Annotated in this window: 15 protein-coding genes; 8 read left to right on the top strand and 7 right to left on the bottom strand. The window is 61.9% G+C overall.

What is annotated here, in order from left to right; translation table 11 throughout:
* The first annotated feature begins 4 nt into the window (after positions 1-4).
* From HG718_RS00760 to HG718_RS00750, 3 genes are all read left to right on the top strand, one after another.
* Complete coding sequence (locus HG718_RS00760) at positions 5-1672, top strand: glycerol-3-phosphate dehydrogenase/oxidase (protein WP_160586631.1); 1668 nt, start codon at positions 5-7, stop codon at positions 1670-1672.
* 63 nt (positions 1673-1735) lie between these two features.
* Positions 1736-2743: a diacylglycerol/lipid kinase family protein gene (locus HG718_RS00755; protein WP_160586630.1), complete on the top strand. Its 1008-nt coding sequence runs from the start codon at positions 1736-1738 to the stop codon at positions 2741-2743.
* 53 nt (positions 2744-2796) lie between these two features.
* Positions 2797-4500, top strand: a complete 1704-nt coding sequence (locus HG718_RS00750) for an FAD-binding oxidoreductase (protein ID WP_160586629.1) — start codon at positions 2797-2799, stop codon at positions 4498-4500.
* 88 nt (positions 4501-4588) lie between these two features.
* Here the strand turns inward: HG718_RS00750 and HG718_RS00745 are convergent, their stop codons facing one another.
* Positions 4589-5539, bottom strand: a complete 951-nt coding sequence (locus HG718_RS00745) for an alpha/beta hydrolase (protein ID WP_160586628.1) — start codon at positions 5537-5539, stop codon at positions 4589-4591.
* 128 nt (positions 5540-5667) lie between these two features.
* On the bottom strand, positions 5668-6108 hold the full coding sequence (locus HG718_RS00740; protein ID WP_160586627.1) for an MOSC domain-containing protein: 441 nt from the start codon (positions 6106-6108) through the stop codon (positions 5668-5670).
* 62 nt (positions 6109-6170) lie between these two features.
* Here HG718_RS00740 and HG718_RS00735 point away from each other — a divergent pair, with 62 nt between their 5' ends.
* On the top strand, positions 6171-6665 hold the full coding sequence (locus HG718_RS00735) for a CinA family protein (protein ID WP_160586626.1): 495 nt from the start codon (positions 6171-6173) through the stop codon (positions 6663-6665).
* Here HG718_RS00735 and HG718_RS00730 read toward each other — a convergent pair.
* Complete coding sequence (locus tag HG718_RS00730; RefSeq protein ID WP_160586625.1) at positions 6658-8538, bottom strand: AMP-binding protein; 1881 nt, start codon at positions 8536-8538, stop codon at positions 6658-6660. The two genes, HG718_RS00735 and HG718_RS00730, sit on opposite strands and share 8 nt — an antisense overlap.
* Before the next feature lie 103 nt (positions 8539-8641).
* Positions 8642-10210 carry a fatty acid--CoA ligase gene (locus HG718_RS00725; protein WP_160586624.1) on the bottom strand — a complete coding sequence of 523 codons (1569 nt, stop codon included), beginning with the start codon at positions 10208-10210 and terminating at the stop codon, positions 8642-8644.
* A 244-nt stretch (positions 10211-10454) separates the two neighbouring features.
* Between HG718_RS00725 and HG718_RS00720 the strand changes: the two genes are divergently transcribed.
* The 4 genes from HG718_RS00720 to HG718_RS00705 all read left to right on the top strand — a co-directional run bounded on the left by HG718_RS00720 (position 10455) and on the right by HG718_RS00705 (position 13689).
* A complete protein-coding gene (locus tag HG718_RS00720; protein WP_160586623.1) occupies positions 10455-11000 on the top strand; it encodes a carboxymuconolactone decarboxylase family protein in 546 nt (181 codons plus the stop codon).
* A gap of 16 nt (positions 11001-11016) precedes the next feature.
* The gene (locus tag HG718_RS00715; protein WP_244617576.1) at positions 11017-12000 is read left to right on the top strand and encodes an MBL fold metallo-hydrolase; all 984 of its coding nucleotides are present in this window, start codon (positions 11017-11019) and stop codon (positions 11998-12000) included.
* A gap of 102 nt (positions 12001-12102) precedes the next feature.
* Entirely contained in the window at positions 12103-12672 is a 570-nt protein-coding gene (locus HG718_RS00710) for a carboxymuconolactone decarboxylase family protein (RefSeq protein WP_160586622.1), read from the top strand.
* Between the two features lie 84 nt (positions 12673-12756).
* Complete coding sequence (locus tag HG718_RS00705; RefSeq protein ID WP_160586621.1) at positions 12757-13689, top strand: glutathione S-transferase family protein; 933 nt, start codon at positions 12757-12759, stop codon at positions 13687-13689.
* Between the two features lie 28 nt (positions 13690-13717).
* Here the strand turns inward: HG718_RS00705 and HG718_RS00700 are convergent, their stop codons facing one another.
* From HG718_RS00700 to HG718_RS00690, 3 genes are all read right to left on the bottom strand, one after another.
* Positions 13718-14056: a tRNA-binding protein gene (locus tag HG718_RS00700; protein ID WP_160586620.1), complete on the bottom strand. Its 339-nt coding sequence runs from the start codon at positions 14054-14056 to the stop codon at positions 13718-13720.
* Between the two features lie 3 nt (positions 14057-14059).
* A complete protein-coding gene (locus HG718_RS00695; protein WP_160586619.1) occupies positions 14060-14530 on the bottom strand; it encodes a DM13 domain-containing protein in 471 nt (156 codons plus the stop codon).
* A gap of 92 nt (positions 14531-14622) precedes the next feature.
* The gene (locus HG718_RS00690; protein ID WP_160586618.1) at positions 14623-15651 is read right to left on the bottom strand and encodes a zinc-binding dehydrogenase; all 1029 of its coding nucleotides are present in this window, start codon (positions 15649-15651) and stop codon (positions 14623-14625) included.
* Between the last annotated feature and the right edge of the window lie 14 nt (positions 15652-15665).

The following is a 15665-nucleotide window of genomic DNA, read 5'->3' as shown; positions in this document are numbered from 1 at the left end:
CTGCATGGAGCGCAATCTGGAGCGCATGGCCGCCACCCGGCATGACGTGCTGATCATCGGCGGCGGCATCACCGGTGCCTGCATCGCCCGGGACGCGGCCCTGCGCGGATTGTCCGTGGCACTGGTTGAGAAGAAGGACTTCTCCTCCGCCACAAGCTCCGGCTCCTCCAAGCTGGTGCATGGGGGCTTGCGCTATCTTGCCAATTTCGAACTGGGCCTGGTGCGCGAAAGCCTGCGCGAACGCCGCATCTGGGAACGCATCGCCCCCCATATGGTGACGCCCGTCCCCTTCCTCATCCCGCTTTATGGGTCGGCATCTGCGCTGAAACTGAAGATCGGCCTCACGCTCTACGACCTCCTGTCCTACGACCGGAACCGGCTGGAAGATCCGGACAAGCACATGCCGGCCCACCGCCGCCTGACACCGGAGGAGGCGCTGGCATGTGCCCCCTTCCTCGACCCCAACGGTCTCAAGGGCGCGATGGTCTATTACGATTGCCAGATGTATTCGCCTGAACGTATCGGCGTCGAATGCATTGGCGATGCAGCGGACAACGGCGCACATGTTGCGAATTACGCCCAGGTCGACGAGATACTGACCGCCGGTGATGGCAATGCCCGCAAGGTGACCGGCGCGCGGGTGACCGATTTGTTGGACGGCTCGTCACACGAAATCAGAGCAGACCTGACGATCAATGCCACAGGGCCTTGGGGCGACATGGTGATGGCACTGGCCGAGCAGGACGGTGCCCCGGCGCGCGGCCTGATCCGCTCAAAGGGCATACATCTCATCACCCGCAAGCTGACCGACGACATGGCCCTGGCCGTCATGCCATCCGGCGGCGGGCATTTCTTCGTCATTCCCTGGCGCGGCCACACCATCATCGGCACCACGGATACCGTGTTCAAAGGCAAGCCGGATGAGCTGGGGGTGACCGAAACGGACATCACCGCTTTTCTTCAGGTGATCAATCAAGGTCTGCCAGGGTTGAATCTGGCGCGCGATGATGTGGAGCATTTTTATGCCGGCCTGCGCCCGCTGGTGGACACCAACCCCAACGATGACGAGAAGGACAGCTACGGGGCGTCACGCGCCGCTGAGGTCTTCGATCACGCCTCCGAGGGTGTGGAAGGCCTCCTATCGGCCCTTGGCGGCAAATGGACAACGTCCCGCCACCTCGCCGAACAAGTGGTGGATATGGCCCTCGAGAAGCTGGACCACACCGGCAGCAAATGCGTGACAGCAACAACCCCCGTCCAGGGGGGCGAGATCACCCGCTATGCCGAGTTCGAAGCGGCCGCCCTCAAACGCCTGCCGCAGCTTGCCCCGGAGATCGTTCGAAACCTCGCCCGCAATCACGGCAGCCGTATGGACGACGTGGTTGCGCTCGCTGAAAGCCTGGGACAACCGGAGTTGCTGACCCCTCTGTCCAACGAAACCCATACCGTCGGTGCGCAGGTGGTCTATGCCATCCGAACCGAGATGGCGCGCAGCCTTGACGACATCCTCCAACGCCGCACGGGTCTTGGCACGCTTGGCCATCCCGGCCACGATACAATCAGGCGAATCGCGGAAATTTGCCGCCAGGAACTGGGATGGGATGACGATGAGACTACGCGTCAGATCACGCAGGCTGAAAAACGCTTCGTTACCATTGACGATGCGGCCTGATCCCACGTCCCGCACCTGGATGCAGCCCTTGGCAACAGGCTACCGGGAGATTGCATGAGGAGCATGGACACGCCTCCCGTGACAGCCGCCGCAACGCCAAAGCCCCATGCACTGGCAGAGGGCTCGAAGGTACATGTGGTCGCCAACCCGCGCTCAGCGGGCGGCGCAACAAGTCGCCGCTGGGATGAGCTTCTTGCCGCGCTCAATCGCGCCATCACACCGGTAACCGGCAGCCCGGTAGACGTTTCATTGACATCAGCTCCATGGGACGCCGCGCGCCTGACAGCTCAGGCCCTGAAGGACGGTGCCGATCAGGTCATCGCAGTGGGGGGTGACGGCACCATCCATGAATGCATCAACGGCTTCTTCGAAAACGGCCGCCTCATCAACGAGGACGCCGTGCTGGCGATCTTGCCTGCAGGCACCGGCGGGGACTATCGCCGCACCTTCGGCCTGCCGACCGACATTGAGCAGGCCGCAGACATATGTGCCCGCGGTGACGCGCGCAGCGTGGATCTCGGGCGCATTTCCTATGTAGCCGACGATGGCAGCAAGGAAACGCGCTACTTCAACAACATTGCCAGCTTCGGTCTTTCCGGCGTGGTGGACCGGGCCGTCAATCGTGCCAGCTGGCCGAAACTTCTCGGCGGCAAATTCACTTTCGCCTGGTGCACGTTCTGGGCCGCACTGCGTTACGCGCCACCGCCCATACGCATCAAGATGGATGAGCGCTACGACGAAGTCTTCAACGTCGGCACGGGCGCTGTTGCCATTGGCCAGTATTTTGGCGGCGGCATGCATATGGCGCCCATGTCCGAACCTGATGACGGGGTATTCGACGTCATCATCATGACTGACACCACCTTGAAGGATCTGGTGGGTGGCGACGGCGACATCTACAAGGGCACGCATATTCAAAGCCCGAAGGTAATCGCCACGCGCACCCGAAGCCTGCTGGCCCTGCCGGTGGATGAAAAAGCAGAGATACTGCTCGACATCGACGGCGAATCTCCCGGACGCCTGCCTGCAAGCTTTGAAATCATCCCGAAGGCGATCAGACTGCGGACATGACCCGCAACAGCACGACCGCCTGACGACAAGAGCCCGCAAAAGAGGCACCATACATGACCATCGACCGCACGAGCCTTCGCTGGAATGGCTGGGGACCGGCCGCGCAGCCAGACGCCCTTCCCAAGGAGTCGCCGGCCTGGCAGTGGATAGCCGATGCGCTCGGCATCAACACTCCCTTGCCCGAAACACCGGCGACCCCGCTTGAGAAATGCACCTTGCCCGCGTCTGGCCTCGACGGTGAAACGCGGCTGGAGCTTGAGCGCATTGTCGGCGCCAACCAGGTGCATACAGGCGACTATGAGCGCGCCTTCCACGCGCGCGGCAAGAGCTATCACGACCTGCTCCATGTCCGCGCGGGCAACCTTTCAAATGCGCCGGACGCTGTGGTCTACCCCCGTAGCGAGGATGAGACGCAACGGCTTGTGGAATTTGCAGCCGCCCGCGACATTGTGCTGGTACCGTTCGGCGGCGGCTCCAGCGTGGTCGGTGGCGTCACCGGCCGGGAGCAGGGCGAAAAACGCCTGTGCATCACCGTGGACACCACGTTGATGACATCCCTCTTGTCCATCGACGAGACGGCCATGACGGCAACTGCTCAGGCCGGCATCTACGGGCCCGCGCTGGACAAGGCACTGGCGAGCCAGGGCGTCCGGCTCGGGCACTATCCGCAGAGCTTCGAATACTCGACGCTTGGCGGGTGGGTCGCTGCCCGCGGTGCTGGCCAGAACTCGATCCGCTACGGTCGTGCCGACAAATGGCTCGTCTCGGCCCATGTCGCCACACCATCCGGCCTGTGGCGCACTGAAGCGACGCCCGGTTCAGCGGCCGCCCCGAATCTTAACCAGATGGTAGCGGGCTCCGAAGGAACGCTGGGGATCATCACTGAAGCGACCTTCAAGGTTCATAGTCTTCCGGATGCGGAGGATTACAGAGGCTATCTGTTCCGCAGCTTCGCCGAGGGCGCGGACGCGATCCGCCGTATCGTGCAGTCCGAAATCCCAACGGCGATGCTACGTCTGTCAGACGCAGACGAGACTTTTTTCTTCCGCACACTTGGCGGCATCGGCAAGGAACACGGCCTCAAGGACAACCTGGCAGAAGCCTATCTGAGGCTCCGCGGCTATGCGGACCGGCCCTGTGCCCTGATCGTGGGATTGGAAGGCAGTGCCGCCAATGTATCGCATGCCCGCGACCGGGTCGCACGGATCATGTCCGCGTGCGGCGGACTGCACGTAGGCCGCTCTCCCGGGACGAGTTGGAAGGCCGGTCGCTTCCACGGCCCCATGGTGCGTGACCCGATGATGGACCACGGGCTCGGCGTGGACACGCTGGAAACATCGACGTTCTGGTCCAACATCCAGACCCTGCACAGCGCTGTCCGCGAGGCAATCGACACATCGATCCGTGAGACGCTGGACGACCCGTCAGCTCGCGGCATCGTCATGGCGCACATAAGCCATGCCTATCCGGACGGTGCCAGCCTCTATTTCACTTTCGTGTTCCCGCGCCGTCTGGATAGGGGCCTCGAAGGCGAGGTAGCCCAGTGGCTTACCATCAAGCGGGCGGCCTCTGACGCCATCGCAGCCCACAACGGCACCATCTCCCATCATCACGGCGTCGGCACGGACCATGCCCCGTGGCTGGGGCAGGAAAAAGGCCCCGTCGGCATGCAGATGCTCGGTGCCGTCAAGCAGTCCCTTGACCCGAAGGGCGTGATGAACCCGGGCAAGGTATTGGGCGACGGGATCGGAAACTGAGGGTCACGATCCAAAGCTCTTGAAAAAGGGGCCGGGTGCTGCAATGGCACCCGGCCCCTTTTCTTATTGAGACTGGCAGATCCGGGTCTCAGCCCGCCAGCGCATCCCGAAGCTTGCGGGCCGCGGTCTTCACGGCCTCACGGGAAACGTCGAGCACGCCCTGCATGTTGAAGAAGCCATGGATCATGCCTGGATAATCGATGTATTCGACATCGTTTCCGGCAGCCTTCAATGCATCGGCAAAAGCCTTGCCCTCATCACGCAGCGGGTCGAAACCGGCCGTGACGACATAGGCAGGGGGGAGGTTGGCAAGGTTCGGTGCCAGCAGCGGAGAGCCCGTGGCTTCCGAACGGCCGGCAGTATTCTCGCCGAAATAATTGGCCTCGAACCACGCCATGGTTTCCTTCTCGAGGAAATACCCCTCGGCAAATTCATTGCGCGATGCCCATTTCTCCGAACCCGTCATGTCCGTGACCGGATACATGAGAAGCTGGAAGGAAATCTGCGGCCCCTTGTTGTCGCGTGCCATCAAGCTGACGACGGCGGCCAGATTGCCGCCGGCACTGTCACCGGCCACGGCAATAGCATTGGGGTCGATATTGAGAGTATCGGGGTTCTGCTCCACCCATTTGGTAGCGGCATAACAGTCTTCCGCAGCTGCGGGGTACCGGTGTTCAGGGGCAAGGCGGTAATCCACCGCGACCACACAAACACCTGCTTCATTGGCCAATGTGCGGCACAACACGTCGTGCGTGTCGAGATCACCAATGACGAAACCGCCCCCATGGAAGAAGACAAGGCACGGCAGGGCCGCACCGCCGCCGGCCACCGGCCGGTAGATGCGCGCAGGAATGTCACCTGCGGGACCCGGGATCGAGATGTCTTCGGTCTTGCCGATCGGCACATCAGGCATCTCGAGCACTGACGCCATGGCCAGATAGGTAGCCCGGGCATCGGCCGGAGACAGGTCCTGGATCTTAGGGGCCGGATTTTCGGCAAGCTGCGCCAGCAGCGCCTCGATCTGGGGGTCAAGACTCATGCGTGTTTCCTCATATGTCTTCTTTTGCGGTCCCGCTTGGGCGGAAAGGCTGTTGAACGAAGTTTAGCGCAAAATACCTCGGCGCCACGACACCCCTTTTTCGGCAAAGCCGTATGTCGGGATATGGCCTAGTCCGCGAAGATCACCGGGTCACCAACACGGATGATGCCGGCACTGCGGACCGAGCAGCAGGCCCCGCCACGCCAGTCAGGCTTGAGGGCCGCTTTCAGACCGCTTTCAAACTCATCCATCAGGAAGCAGGGCTGCATCTGCATCGCCACCGTGAAGTCGACACTGCCGATGCGCAATTGACGATGCTTGGAATAAGCGAGGTCGATTCCTTCGACCAGGACATTGGCGCGGCGCGTCGTCCAGTCGAGAGGCTTGCCGAGATCCGTACACGCCGCCTCCCAGGCTTCCCGCGCCAGCAGCGTGACCTGGCGGCCCTTCTTGTGACCACGCGGATCCCCGGCCACGCCCTTGTCCACACTGATGGACGCCTCATTGAGCAGTTCCATCGGCCCACGTTTCACCTGGCAGCGGGCAAGTGCCACAACACGGCCTGTCATTGATTGCCTCTCTTGATGCTAGAACAAAGGCAAACCTGACTCACACGGGGACATCAAGACAAATGGACAGCCTGTTACCCCTCGCCCGCGCCGCGGCGGAGCGCCTGAAGGCCCGCGGCGAAACGATAGCCATCGGCGAGAGCGCTGGCGGCGGCCTCGTTTCCGCGGCACTGATCGCCCAACCCGGGGCATCCGCCTTCTTCATTGGCGGCACGGTGATCTACACACCACAGGCTGGCCGGGCCCTGCGTGACCGCACCACACTGAGCCTGAAGGGCCTGGACCCGCTCACACCTCCCTTTGCACAGGAACTGGCCGACGGCTACCGGACGCAAATGGGTTGCGACTGGACAACCAGCGAAATGGGGGCGGCGGGCCCCGCCGGCTCTCCCTATGGTCCCAAGCCGGGCACGGCCGTGGTGGCGATATCCGGGCCTGTCTGCAAGGCACGCATGGTAGAAACCGGAACCGATGACCGCATTGCCAATATGCGGGCATTCGGACGCGCACAGCTGGAGCTGCTGCTGGAGTGCCTGGACGCAGCGGACGCTAGATGACGATTACACTATCGTCCGGATCATCCGCATACAGCTTGTCGACCAGATGTGCGCGGCGCTCCAGTGTAGCGCGCTGGTTGATATAGCCCTTGTCGGTGATCTCATGGCCATCGATTGACGGTGGTTCGGCCATCAGATGCACACGCTTGATACGGTTGGATGACCCGCCCGCATCGGCATTATGCGCAGCGATCTTCGCCCGCACCGCCTCAATGACGGCAGGATGTGCCACCATCTCTTCAGGCGTGGCGACACCCTTTGCCAGCTCGGCAATGGCCGCCATGTTGGGCCACGCCAGAAGCGCCACATAGGGCTTGTCGAGCCCGCAGACGACGGCATCCTGCAGAAGCGGCGAGGCCGAGGCCACGACATCCGCCCGCAGCGTGCCGACCGAAACCCAGGTACCGCTCGAGAGTTTGAAGTCTTCCGTCACCCGGCCATCAAAGATGAGGCCCTGAGCCGGGTCCTCCGGATCAACGAACTTGCCTGCGTCTCCCAGCTTGTAGAAGCCATCTTCGTCGAATGCCTCAGACGTCTTGTCCGGGTCATTGAGATAGCCCGGCGTCACCGTCGCGCCTTTAACCCGCACTTCCATCTTGGTGCCGTTGGGCACGAGCTTGAGGGTGAGGCCCGGCAGCGGCAGGCCGATCAGCCCGACACGCTCGGTGATCCAGTGCACCACCGTGATGCCCTGGGTTTCCGTTGCGCCATACATCGTGGTGAAAGGCATGCGCATGCCTGTCTCTTCAATCGCCAAAGCCTGCATGCGCTCATACAGATCGTTCGACAGAGTGGCGCCGCCATAGGCCATGTATTTCAGCTTGGCGAAGAAGCTGCGCCGCAACTCGCTGTCGCGCTCCAAGGCATCGGCCAGCATGGCAAAGGCGATGGGGGCGGACCCGAATACCTGGGGCGATACCTCGCGCAGATTGGCAATCGTTTGATCAAACATGCCGGGGATCGGCTTGCCCGCATCAAGATAGAGCGTGCCGGCATTGTGGAGCACGTTGTTGAAGCTGATATTGCCCGCGGAGATGTGGTTCCACGGCATCCATTCCAGCGTCTCCGGCACCTCGTCCGGGTCGACCTCCTCATCCCGCAACGCTTCCTGCCCCGCCACCACGGCACACATCATACCGTGCGTCTGCAACACACCTTTCGGCATGCCGGTGGACCCGGAGGTGAAGAGATATTTTCCAACGGTCTCATGCGTGATCTGCTCCATATTGGCAATCACGGCGTCCCGGTCGACCGGCGTGAGACACAGAGTCTCGTAAGTTACAGCGTCCGCCGCCACCTTGTCCGGCCCGCCTGACTTGGCCTCACACACCACAAGCGTGATGCCGGTCATGTCGATATCAGCGATGGCGCCGGCATACAGCTCCGCATTGTCCACGAAGATCATGGCAGGCTTCGCCACCTTGACCACATGCTTGAGCTTTTCATGCCCTGGGCTCATCAGCGAGTACGGCACTGATATGGGCGCCACAGGCACCCGCGCCTTCATGGCCCCAAGCATCAGGACCGCGTGCTCGATGGAATTGCCCGACAACACCATCAGGGGTGTGTCCGGCCCCATGCCGCGGGCGATGAAGGCGGACGCGACCGCGTCAGACCGGGCGGCGGCTTCCCCATAGGTGATGAACTGCCAGGCGCCGGTGATGTCACGCTCGCCGATGAAGTTGCGTGAGGGATGGTCCGCCGCCGCATCCTCGAGCATGTGAACCACGCTGCGCGGCATGTTCTCCAACGGATAGTCCGACCGGATTGTCACCACGCCGCCGTTGAGGTGCTCGACAGTTACTTTCGGCGGTTTCTGCGGCAGCGGCTTGAAAGGTGGCAGCGTATCGGTCTGCTTGGCGGCTTCGCTCATGGTGAGGATGTCCCTACGTCAACCTTGTGTGTCCAAATGACAGGGGGCGCTCTCCGCTTGCCGGAGCGCGCCCCCTGTTGGTGTTTCATGATCCGTATCCGGATCAGCCGACCATCCGGTCGCGCCCTTCCCAATATGGCGCCCGCAGCTCACGGCGCAGGATCTTGCCCGACGGGTTGCGCGGCAAGGCGTCGATGAAATCCACGCTCTTCGGCACCTTGTAGCCGGCGATCTGTGTCTTGGCCCAGGCGATGATCTCTTGCGGATCCGGGTTGGTATCCTTCTCAGCCACGACGATCGCCTTCACGGCCTCGCCCCACCGGTCATCCGGCACACCGACAACCGCCACATCGGCAATCTGCGGATGCTTGAACAAGGCGTTCTCGACCTCTGCCGGATAGACGTTCTCGCCGCCGGACACGATCATGTCCTTCACCCGGTCGTGGATGTAGATGAAGCCTTCATCATCGGCATAGCCCGCGTCGCCCGTATAGAACCAGCCATCCTTGATGGCTTCCTGGGTCGCCTCGTCGCGGTTCCAATAACCCTTCATCACGCAATCGGACTTGATCGTGATCTCACCAACTTCGCCGGTGGGCACTTCGTTGCCGTCACCGTCAACGATGCGGATTTCCACGCCCGGGCTCGGCTGACCACAGGAGCGCAGCTTGCCGAGCTTGGGATCATGATGCTCCGGCTTCAGCACGGTGGCACCGCCTGCCGTCTCCGTCAGCCCATAGACCTGGATGAAGTTGCAGCCGAACAGATCCTGCGCCTGCAGCAGCAGGTCTTCCTGGATCGGTGACGCGCCATAGAGAATGTATTTCAGCGACGAGTAGTCCACGTCCTTCACATTGGGCATCATCGTGAGGAACAGAATGACCGCCGGCACCATGAAGGCGATGGAGAGCTTGTGCTCTTCAATAGCCGTCAGAATCGCCGCAGGGTCCACGTCCTTCATGATGATGTTGGTGCAGCCATGAGCATGGCCGATGACACCGACATTCACCCCGGCCACATGGAAAAGCGGCATGACGACGAGGTTCTTGTCCTCCGGCTCCCAGTCCGCCCAGCCGGCCCGCTCTGCCTGATCAAGGATCGACAGGTAGTTGGCATTGGTCAGTTGCACACCCTTGGGATAGCCCGTGGTGCCTGACGTATAGAGCTGGATGATGTCGTCATGCGGCTCCATCTGCGTGTGCGGATCATTCGGCTCGAAGCTGTCACGCCAGCTTTCAAATGACGGCCAGGTATCATGTCCGCCGTCCAGCGCAATCACCTTGCGCACGGTCGGGCACTTGTCGAGCACAGACGCCACCGTCTCGTAGAAATCAGCACTGACGAATACGATTTCACTGTGGCTGTCATTGAGGATGTACTCGACCTCCGGCCCTGCCAGGCGCCAGTTGACACCCACCACCACGGCACCTGCCTTGAAGGCGCCGTTGAGCATCTCGAAGTAATGGTCCGAGCCCTTGCCCATGAAGGCAATGCGGGCGTCCTTCTTGATACCCTCGGCGATGAGGCCCTGCGCCACCTGACAGGCACGCCGGTCGAGCTCACCATAGCTCGTCTCGCGCCCCTCAAAGATTTGCGCAATGTGGTCAGGCCGCGTCCGCGCCTGATGGCGCGTGATATCGGCCACAACAGAAATGTTGTCGAAATCGATCATGTCTCGCTCCCCGATAAGCCCACTTCTTTTGGGGCCTTTATCGCTATTCTTGTTGGACCCAAGTCTAGCGCCATCCCGCCCGCTGGCAACGGCAAGACGCAATTCGTGCTGCTTTTTTGCAGGCAATTTCGCGTCATCACCCTCGCGGCGGGCACGAAAGCGAGGCTATGCTTTGAAGAAAGCTGCTTACTGACAGCAGAGTCAGGCAAGACGGCATCAAGAAAAGCAACTCTAGGGAGATATCATGGCCCGCATCGACTACGCCGACCCGGCACAGCTGGACGGCCTGGCCGCCAAGGCGTTCGAGAACGCCCCGCCCATCAACATCTTTCGCATGCTCGCCCATGCAGGCCCGCTCTTCGGACGCTTCATGCAATTCGGTCAGGGCATTCTGGCGGAAACAGAGCTGGACCCGCAGCTGCGTGAATTGGCGATCCTGCGCGTGGGGCATCTTTCCGGGGCCGCCTACGAAGTACAGCAGCACGAGACCATTTCCCGCCAGATGAAGATGCGCGAAGAGCTGATCAGCGCCGCCCGCACAGGCGATACGGGCGGTTTGTCCGACGTTGAAGCGGAAGTGCTGGCCTATACGGATGACGTGGTGAAGAACGTGAAAGCATCAGACGCCACCTTCCAGCCGCTGATCGGGCGCCTCGGCCCGCGCCAGGTACAGGAACTGACCATCACCATCGGTTTCTACATGCTTGTGTCGCGCTTCCTCGAAACCTTCGAGGTTGACCTCGAGGACGGCGAAGTCCCCGACCTTGCCAACATGACGCGCACGAGCTGACCGGAGAGACAATCCAATGTCGAACGCCATGACGGGACTGGGCAACCCGAAATACACCTACACCAAAGGCCTGCACGAACTGGGCAACGGCGCCTATGCGTGGTTGCAGCCCGATGGGGGGTGGGGCTGGTCCAATTCCGGCATGGTGGTGGACGGTGACCAGTCCCTGATCATCGACACCCTGTTTGATGTGCCCCTGACGCGAGACATGCTCTCCGCCTATCGCAAGGCGGAACCTAGAGCGGCCGAGACCATCGGCACACTGATCAACACCCACCACAATGGCGATCATTGCTACGGGAACGAGTGTTGCGAGGGGGCTGAGATCATTGCCCACAAGCTGGCAGCAGAAGCCATGGCCCATGAACCGCCGAGCATGCTGGCAGGATTTCTTGAGGCAGCCCCGCAACTGGGCGACATGGGCGCCTATCTCACCAAGTGCTTCGGCGCTTTTGACTTCAAGGGCGTGACCCCCACCCTGCCGACAACTACCTTTGAAGGCGCGCTGACGCGCAAGGTAGGCGACAAGGAGGTGCATATGCTGAGCGTCGGCCCGGCCCATACGCCCGGCGACATCATTGTGCATGTGCCCGCCAACCGCACGGTCTATACGGGCGACATCTTGTTCATCGAAGGGCACCCGATCCTGTGGGAAGGCCCTGTTGAAAACTGGATCCGCGCCTGCGACGCCATCTGCGACATGGATGTGGAAACCATCGTGCCTGGCCATGGTCCGATCACCGACAAGAACGGTGTCCGCGCCCTGCAGACCTATCTCGTCTATATCCGCGACGAAGCCCGCAAGCGGTATGACGCCGGGCTCTCCTGTTTCGAGGCGGCGCAGGACATCGACATGAGCGACTATGACGCTTGGGGCGATGGCGAACGGATCGCCGTCAACGTGGCAACGCTCTATCACGAATTTTCCGGAGACCCCCGCGCCGATACGCCGACCCTGTTCGGCTGGATGGCGGAGCTCGACAAGCGTCGACACGCATAGACACTCAAGAGGGGCGCCATTCACATGGTCGAGATAGCAGGTTGCCGGGACGGCAGCCCGCGGCCATGCTGCGGGCGAAATTCATTGCCTGCAGGACACATCATGCCGCGCATTCCCTATCCCGAGACGACCGACATCACGCCGGAGAACGCGGCCCTTCTGGCAGACCTGCCGGACCTCAACGTGTTCCGCATGATGGCCCGCGCCGGGGCAGCCTTCGGGCCGTTCATGGCGCTGGTGAACAGCTATCTCAACAACGGCACGCTGGACCCGCAGCTTCGGGAACTCGTGATCCTGCGTGTCGGCCATACCGCCGGCGCAGCATATGAAATCTGGCACCATGAGCGGGTAAGCCGCGAACTCGGCATGAGCGAGGAACGGATTGCCGCAACGAAGGGACCGCTGCCCTGTTCCCTTTTCTCTGATGCCGAGAACGCAGCACTTGAGCTCACTGACGACATCGTTGCCAACACGCGCGCAGGGGATCAGACCTTTGCAGCGGCCCACACCCATTTGGGTGACAATCAGACCACGGAGCTTGTGGTGATTGTGGGTGTCTACCAGATGGTCTGCACCTTCCTGGAGACGATGGGCATCGAGATCGAGGACGGGCCAGTACCTGAAGGCAGGCTCGAAAAGATCGCCTCAGGCGTGACCCGCCACGGCCGGTAGCCGACCGTCTCTTGCCTTACACCTCAGAGTAACGGCAGAACAAAATCCAATCGCAATCCCAGAAACCACCCTTCGGAGACCTGCATGTCCGACGAGATCATTTTTCACCACTACGGTGTATCACCCTTCTCGGAGAAGGTGCGTGTTGTCATGGGTATCAAGGGGCTGCGCTGGCATGCGGTCGAGCAGCCCGTGATCATGCCGAAGCCGGACCTTGTGTGCCTCACCGGCGGATACCGGAAAATTCCCGTGCTGCAGATCGGTGCCGACATCTACTGCGACAGCCAGATGATCATCCGCGAGCTGGACCGCCGCTTCCCCGACAGCGCCTTGCCGGATGGCGAGCTGCCGGGCGCAACAGGGCTTGGCTACCCCCTGGGCTTCTGGACCGACCGTGAAGTCTTCCAGGCAGCCGTTGCCATCATCTTCGGCGGCATCGGCGACCACGTGGACGAAAGCTTCAAGAAAGACCGGGAAGCACTGACGGGCCGCCCGTTTGACACGGAGCAGATGAAGCAGGCCGTGCCCCTGATGACCGAGCAGATGCGGGCGCATATGGGCATGCTGGACGCACAGCTTGCTGACGGCCGCGCCTTCCTTGGCGGTGACCGCCCGGGCCTCGCCGATGCCTCTGCCTATTACAACATCTGGTTCGTGCGCACGGTGAACCCGGCGGGCGGTAGTGTATTTGACGGCTTTACCCACCTGACCGCGTGGGAAGCCCGCGTGAAGGCACTGGGCCACGGCACCCGCGCGGAGATGAGCACCGACGACGCGATCGCTATCGCAAAGGCCGCTGCCAGCACGACCCCTGAACAGGCTGACCCCAACGAACCCAATGGTCTCAAACCTGGCATGGCTGTGCAGGTCATGGCCGATGACTATGGACGTGACCCGATTGCAGGCACGCTTGTCATGTCATCGCCAACCGAGATCGCCATCCGCCGGCAGGATGACCGTGTGGGAGAAGTCGTCGTGCATTTCCCGCGTGCGGGCTTCTGGGTGTTGCCCGGCTAGAGCGCGGGGCAAACGGCTGGGGTTGGGGTCACCCGAGCTTTGCCCCATTGGGGACGGGGCTGTCAGGCGCAATCAGCACGACCGCGCCGTCATCCCGGTAGAGGCCTGTCACCAGCGCTTCGGACTTGAAGCCGGCGATACGCTTGGGCGGGAAATTGACGACGCACATGACCTGTCTGCCGACAAGATCTTCAGGCGCATAGAGCGCCGTCAACTGGGCACTGGAGTGGCGGATGCCTATCTCGGCCCCCACATCCAGCGTCAGCTTGTAGGCCGGTCTGCGTGCCCCTTCGAGGGGTTCCGCAGCTGTGATCGTGGCAACGCGCAGATCCACGCGCTCGAACTCGTCCCAGGTGAGGTCTGACATGGGTTACTGATAGCGGGCAGCGGTGATGAATTCGCTGAAGCTTTCGCACCAGACAATGACGGTGGTGTAGTCCTCGACATCCACCCCCTCCGGCACATCGACGATGAACCCGTCGAAGGTCTTGATGTCACCGATCCGGCGCGCATCAGCCTTGATACGGAAGAAACCTTCCTCGTCCTCGACGAACTCTTGCGCAAGGTAGAGCTTGTAGTCGGGGCCTGGCGCCAGCGCGCCCTCATGCACCACCTGGGTCGATGTCACGCTGATCGTCCCGTCACCCCAGTGAAGGAAGTCACTGCCCTTGAGGTCCCGTGTCAGTGTTGCCTTGAAGAGCGCGTCTTCAGCCGACTGCGCCAGCACATCCTCACCCGGACCTTCGGGTGCAGTGAGGATCGGCAGAAGATAAATGCCCAGCATGAAGCCCACCACCAATGCGGCAGCATGAGAGCCAGACAGGATAAGCCAGCGTGGCATGGGTCCACCCCCGGGAGATAAAGCCAGCATGAAAAGACCGGCCCCATGCTTGCGGCATGGGCCCGGCCTGGCAAGTCAACTTTTCAACGCGCCTATTCCGGCTTCAGCATCACCTTGCACTGGGTGCTGGGAGTACGCAGGGCCTCGAACGCACCCGGGAAGGCGTCAAAGCCCACCCGGTCGGTCACCAGATGATCAACCCTGAGCCGGTCGGATGCGATGAAGCTCAGAACCGTGTCCCAGTCCCGCGGCTCATAACCGAGCACGAATTGCAGCCCGACCTCCTTCATGATCGCCACCATGGGCATCATCTGGTCCTGCTGCTGACACACGCCCACCACAACGACGCGGCCCCTTGGCTTCACAAAGTCAACGGCCTGCTGAACCATGCCGGGAACGCCCACGGCCTCGATCACCACGTCCGGCATCAGCGCACCGGTCTTTTCGGCAAACTGCTCAAGCACATTGCCGCGCGCATCAATGGTGGCGGTCGCACCGACACTCTCAGCCAGGGCACGGCGCTGGTCGGTCATCTCACTGACAACCACATTAGCAGCACCCATGCGCAGCGCGAAGGCAGTCGACGCCAGACCGATAGGTCCGGCTCCCAGCACCAGCACGTTGTCTCCCGACCGCATCTCCGCGCGGTTGACCGCATGCAGGCCAACAGTCAGCGGCTCCACCAACGCGCCCTGCTCGAAGCTCACATTCTCCGGCAGGCGCCTGGTTTGCGTGACGCCGACACGCACATATTCCGCATAGGCACCTGGGATCTGTCCGAGGCCGATAGGCTGCATGTCCGGCCGCATCCAGGGTTCAGCATCTTCGAGGCCGACCGGCGGAATGGGCGGGATAATGACAGGCAATGCTGTCACCCGCTCTCCTTCAGCAAAGCGGCCCTGAACCCCGGTCCCCAGACCTACCACTTCGCCGGAGAACTCGTGGCCCATCACCGACCCTTCCGGCAAGGTGAAGGGACCATGCTCCGTACAATGAAGATCCGACCCGCAGATACCGCAGGCCTTGACCTTGAGGATGAGCTCGTGGGGTCCCGGGTCCGGCGACGGAATGTCGCCTATGGTCAGCGGCTTGCCCGCCCCTTCGAAAATTGCAGCCTTCATGAGAGGCCTCCCAA

The sequence above is a fragment of the Pyruvatibacter mobilis genome (genome assembly GCF_012848855.1).
In the GTDB taxonomy this organism is placed as follows: Bacteria; Pseudomonadota; Alphaproteobacteria; order CGMCC-115125; family CGMCC-115125; genus Pyruvatibacter; species Pyruvatibacter mobilis.
This window is presented reverse-complemented; position numbering and strand designations above follow the sequence as displayed.

What these genes read in the sequence shown, in the direction of transcription:
- HG718_RS00760 (WP_160586631.1), top strand. Translation starts at nt 5, where the DNA reads ATGGAGCGCAATCTGGAGCGCATGGCCGCCACCCGGCATGACGTGCTG.
- HG718_RS00755 (WP_160586630.1), top strand. Translation starts at nt 1,736, where the DNA reads ATGGACACGCCTCCCGTGACAGCCGCCGCAACGCCAAAGCCCCATGCA.
- HG718_RS00750 (WP_160586629.1), top strand. Translation starts at nt 2,797, where the DNA reads ATGACCATCGACCGCACGAGCCTTCGCTGGAATGGCTGGGGACCGGCC.
- HG718_RS00745 (WP_160586628.1), bottom strand. Translation starts at nt 5,539, where the DNA reads ATGAGTCTTGACCCCCAGATCGAGGCGCTGCTGGCGCAGCTTGCCGAA.
- HG718_RS00740 (WP_160586627.1), bottom strand. Translation starts at nt 6,108, where the DNA reads ATGACAGGCCGTGTTGTGGCACTTGCCCGCTGCCAGGTGAAACGTGGG.
- HG718_RS00735 (WP_160586626.1), top strand. Translation starts at nt 6,171, where the DNA reads ATGGACAGCCTGTTACCCCTCGCCCGCGCCGCGGCGGAGCGCCTGAAG.
- HG718_RS00730 (WP_160586625.1), bottom strand. Translation starts at nt 8,538, where the DNA reads ATGAGCGAAGCCGCCAAGCAGACCGATACGCTGCCACCTTTCAAGCCG.
- HG718_RS00725 (WP_160586624.1), bottom strand. Translation starts at nt 10,210, where the DNA reads ATGATCGATTTCGACAACATTTCTGTTGTGGCCGATATCACGCGCCAT.
- HG718_RS00720 (WP_160586623.1), top strand. Translation starts at nt 10,455, where the DNA reads ATGGCCCGCATCGACTACGCCGACCCGGCACAGCTGGACGGCCTGGCC.
- HG718_RS00715 (WP_244617576.1), top strand. Translation starts at nt 11,017, where the DNA reads ATGTCGAACGCCATGACGGGACTGGGCAACCCGAAATACACCTACACC.
- HG718_RS00710 (WP_160586622.1), top strand. Translation starts at nt 12,103, where the DNA reads ATGCCGCGCATTCCCTATCCCGAGACGACCGACATCACGCCGGAGAAC.
- HG718_RS00705 (WP_160586621.1), top strand. Translation starts at nt 12,757, where the DNA reads ATGTCCGACGAGATCATTTTTCACCACTACGGTGTATCACCCTTCTCG.
- HG718_RS00700 (WP_160586620.1), bottom strand. Translation starts at nt 14,056, where the DNA reads ATGTCAGACCTCACCTGGGACGAGTTCGAGCGCGTGGATCTGCGCGTT.
- HG718_RS00695 (WP_160586619.1), bottom strand. Translation starts at nt 14,530, where the DNA reads ATGCCACGCTGGCTTATCCTGTCTGGCTCTCATGCTGCCGCATTGGTG.
- HG718_RS00690 (WP_160586618.1), bottom strand. Translation starts at nt 15,651, where the DNA reads ATGAAGGCTGCAATTTTCGAAGGGGCGGGCAAGCCGCTGACCATAGGC.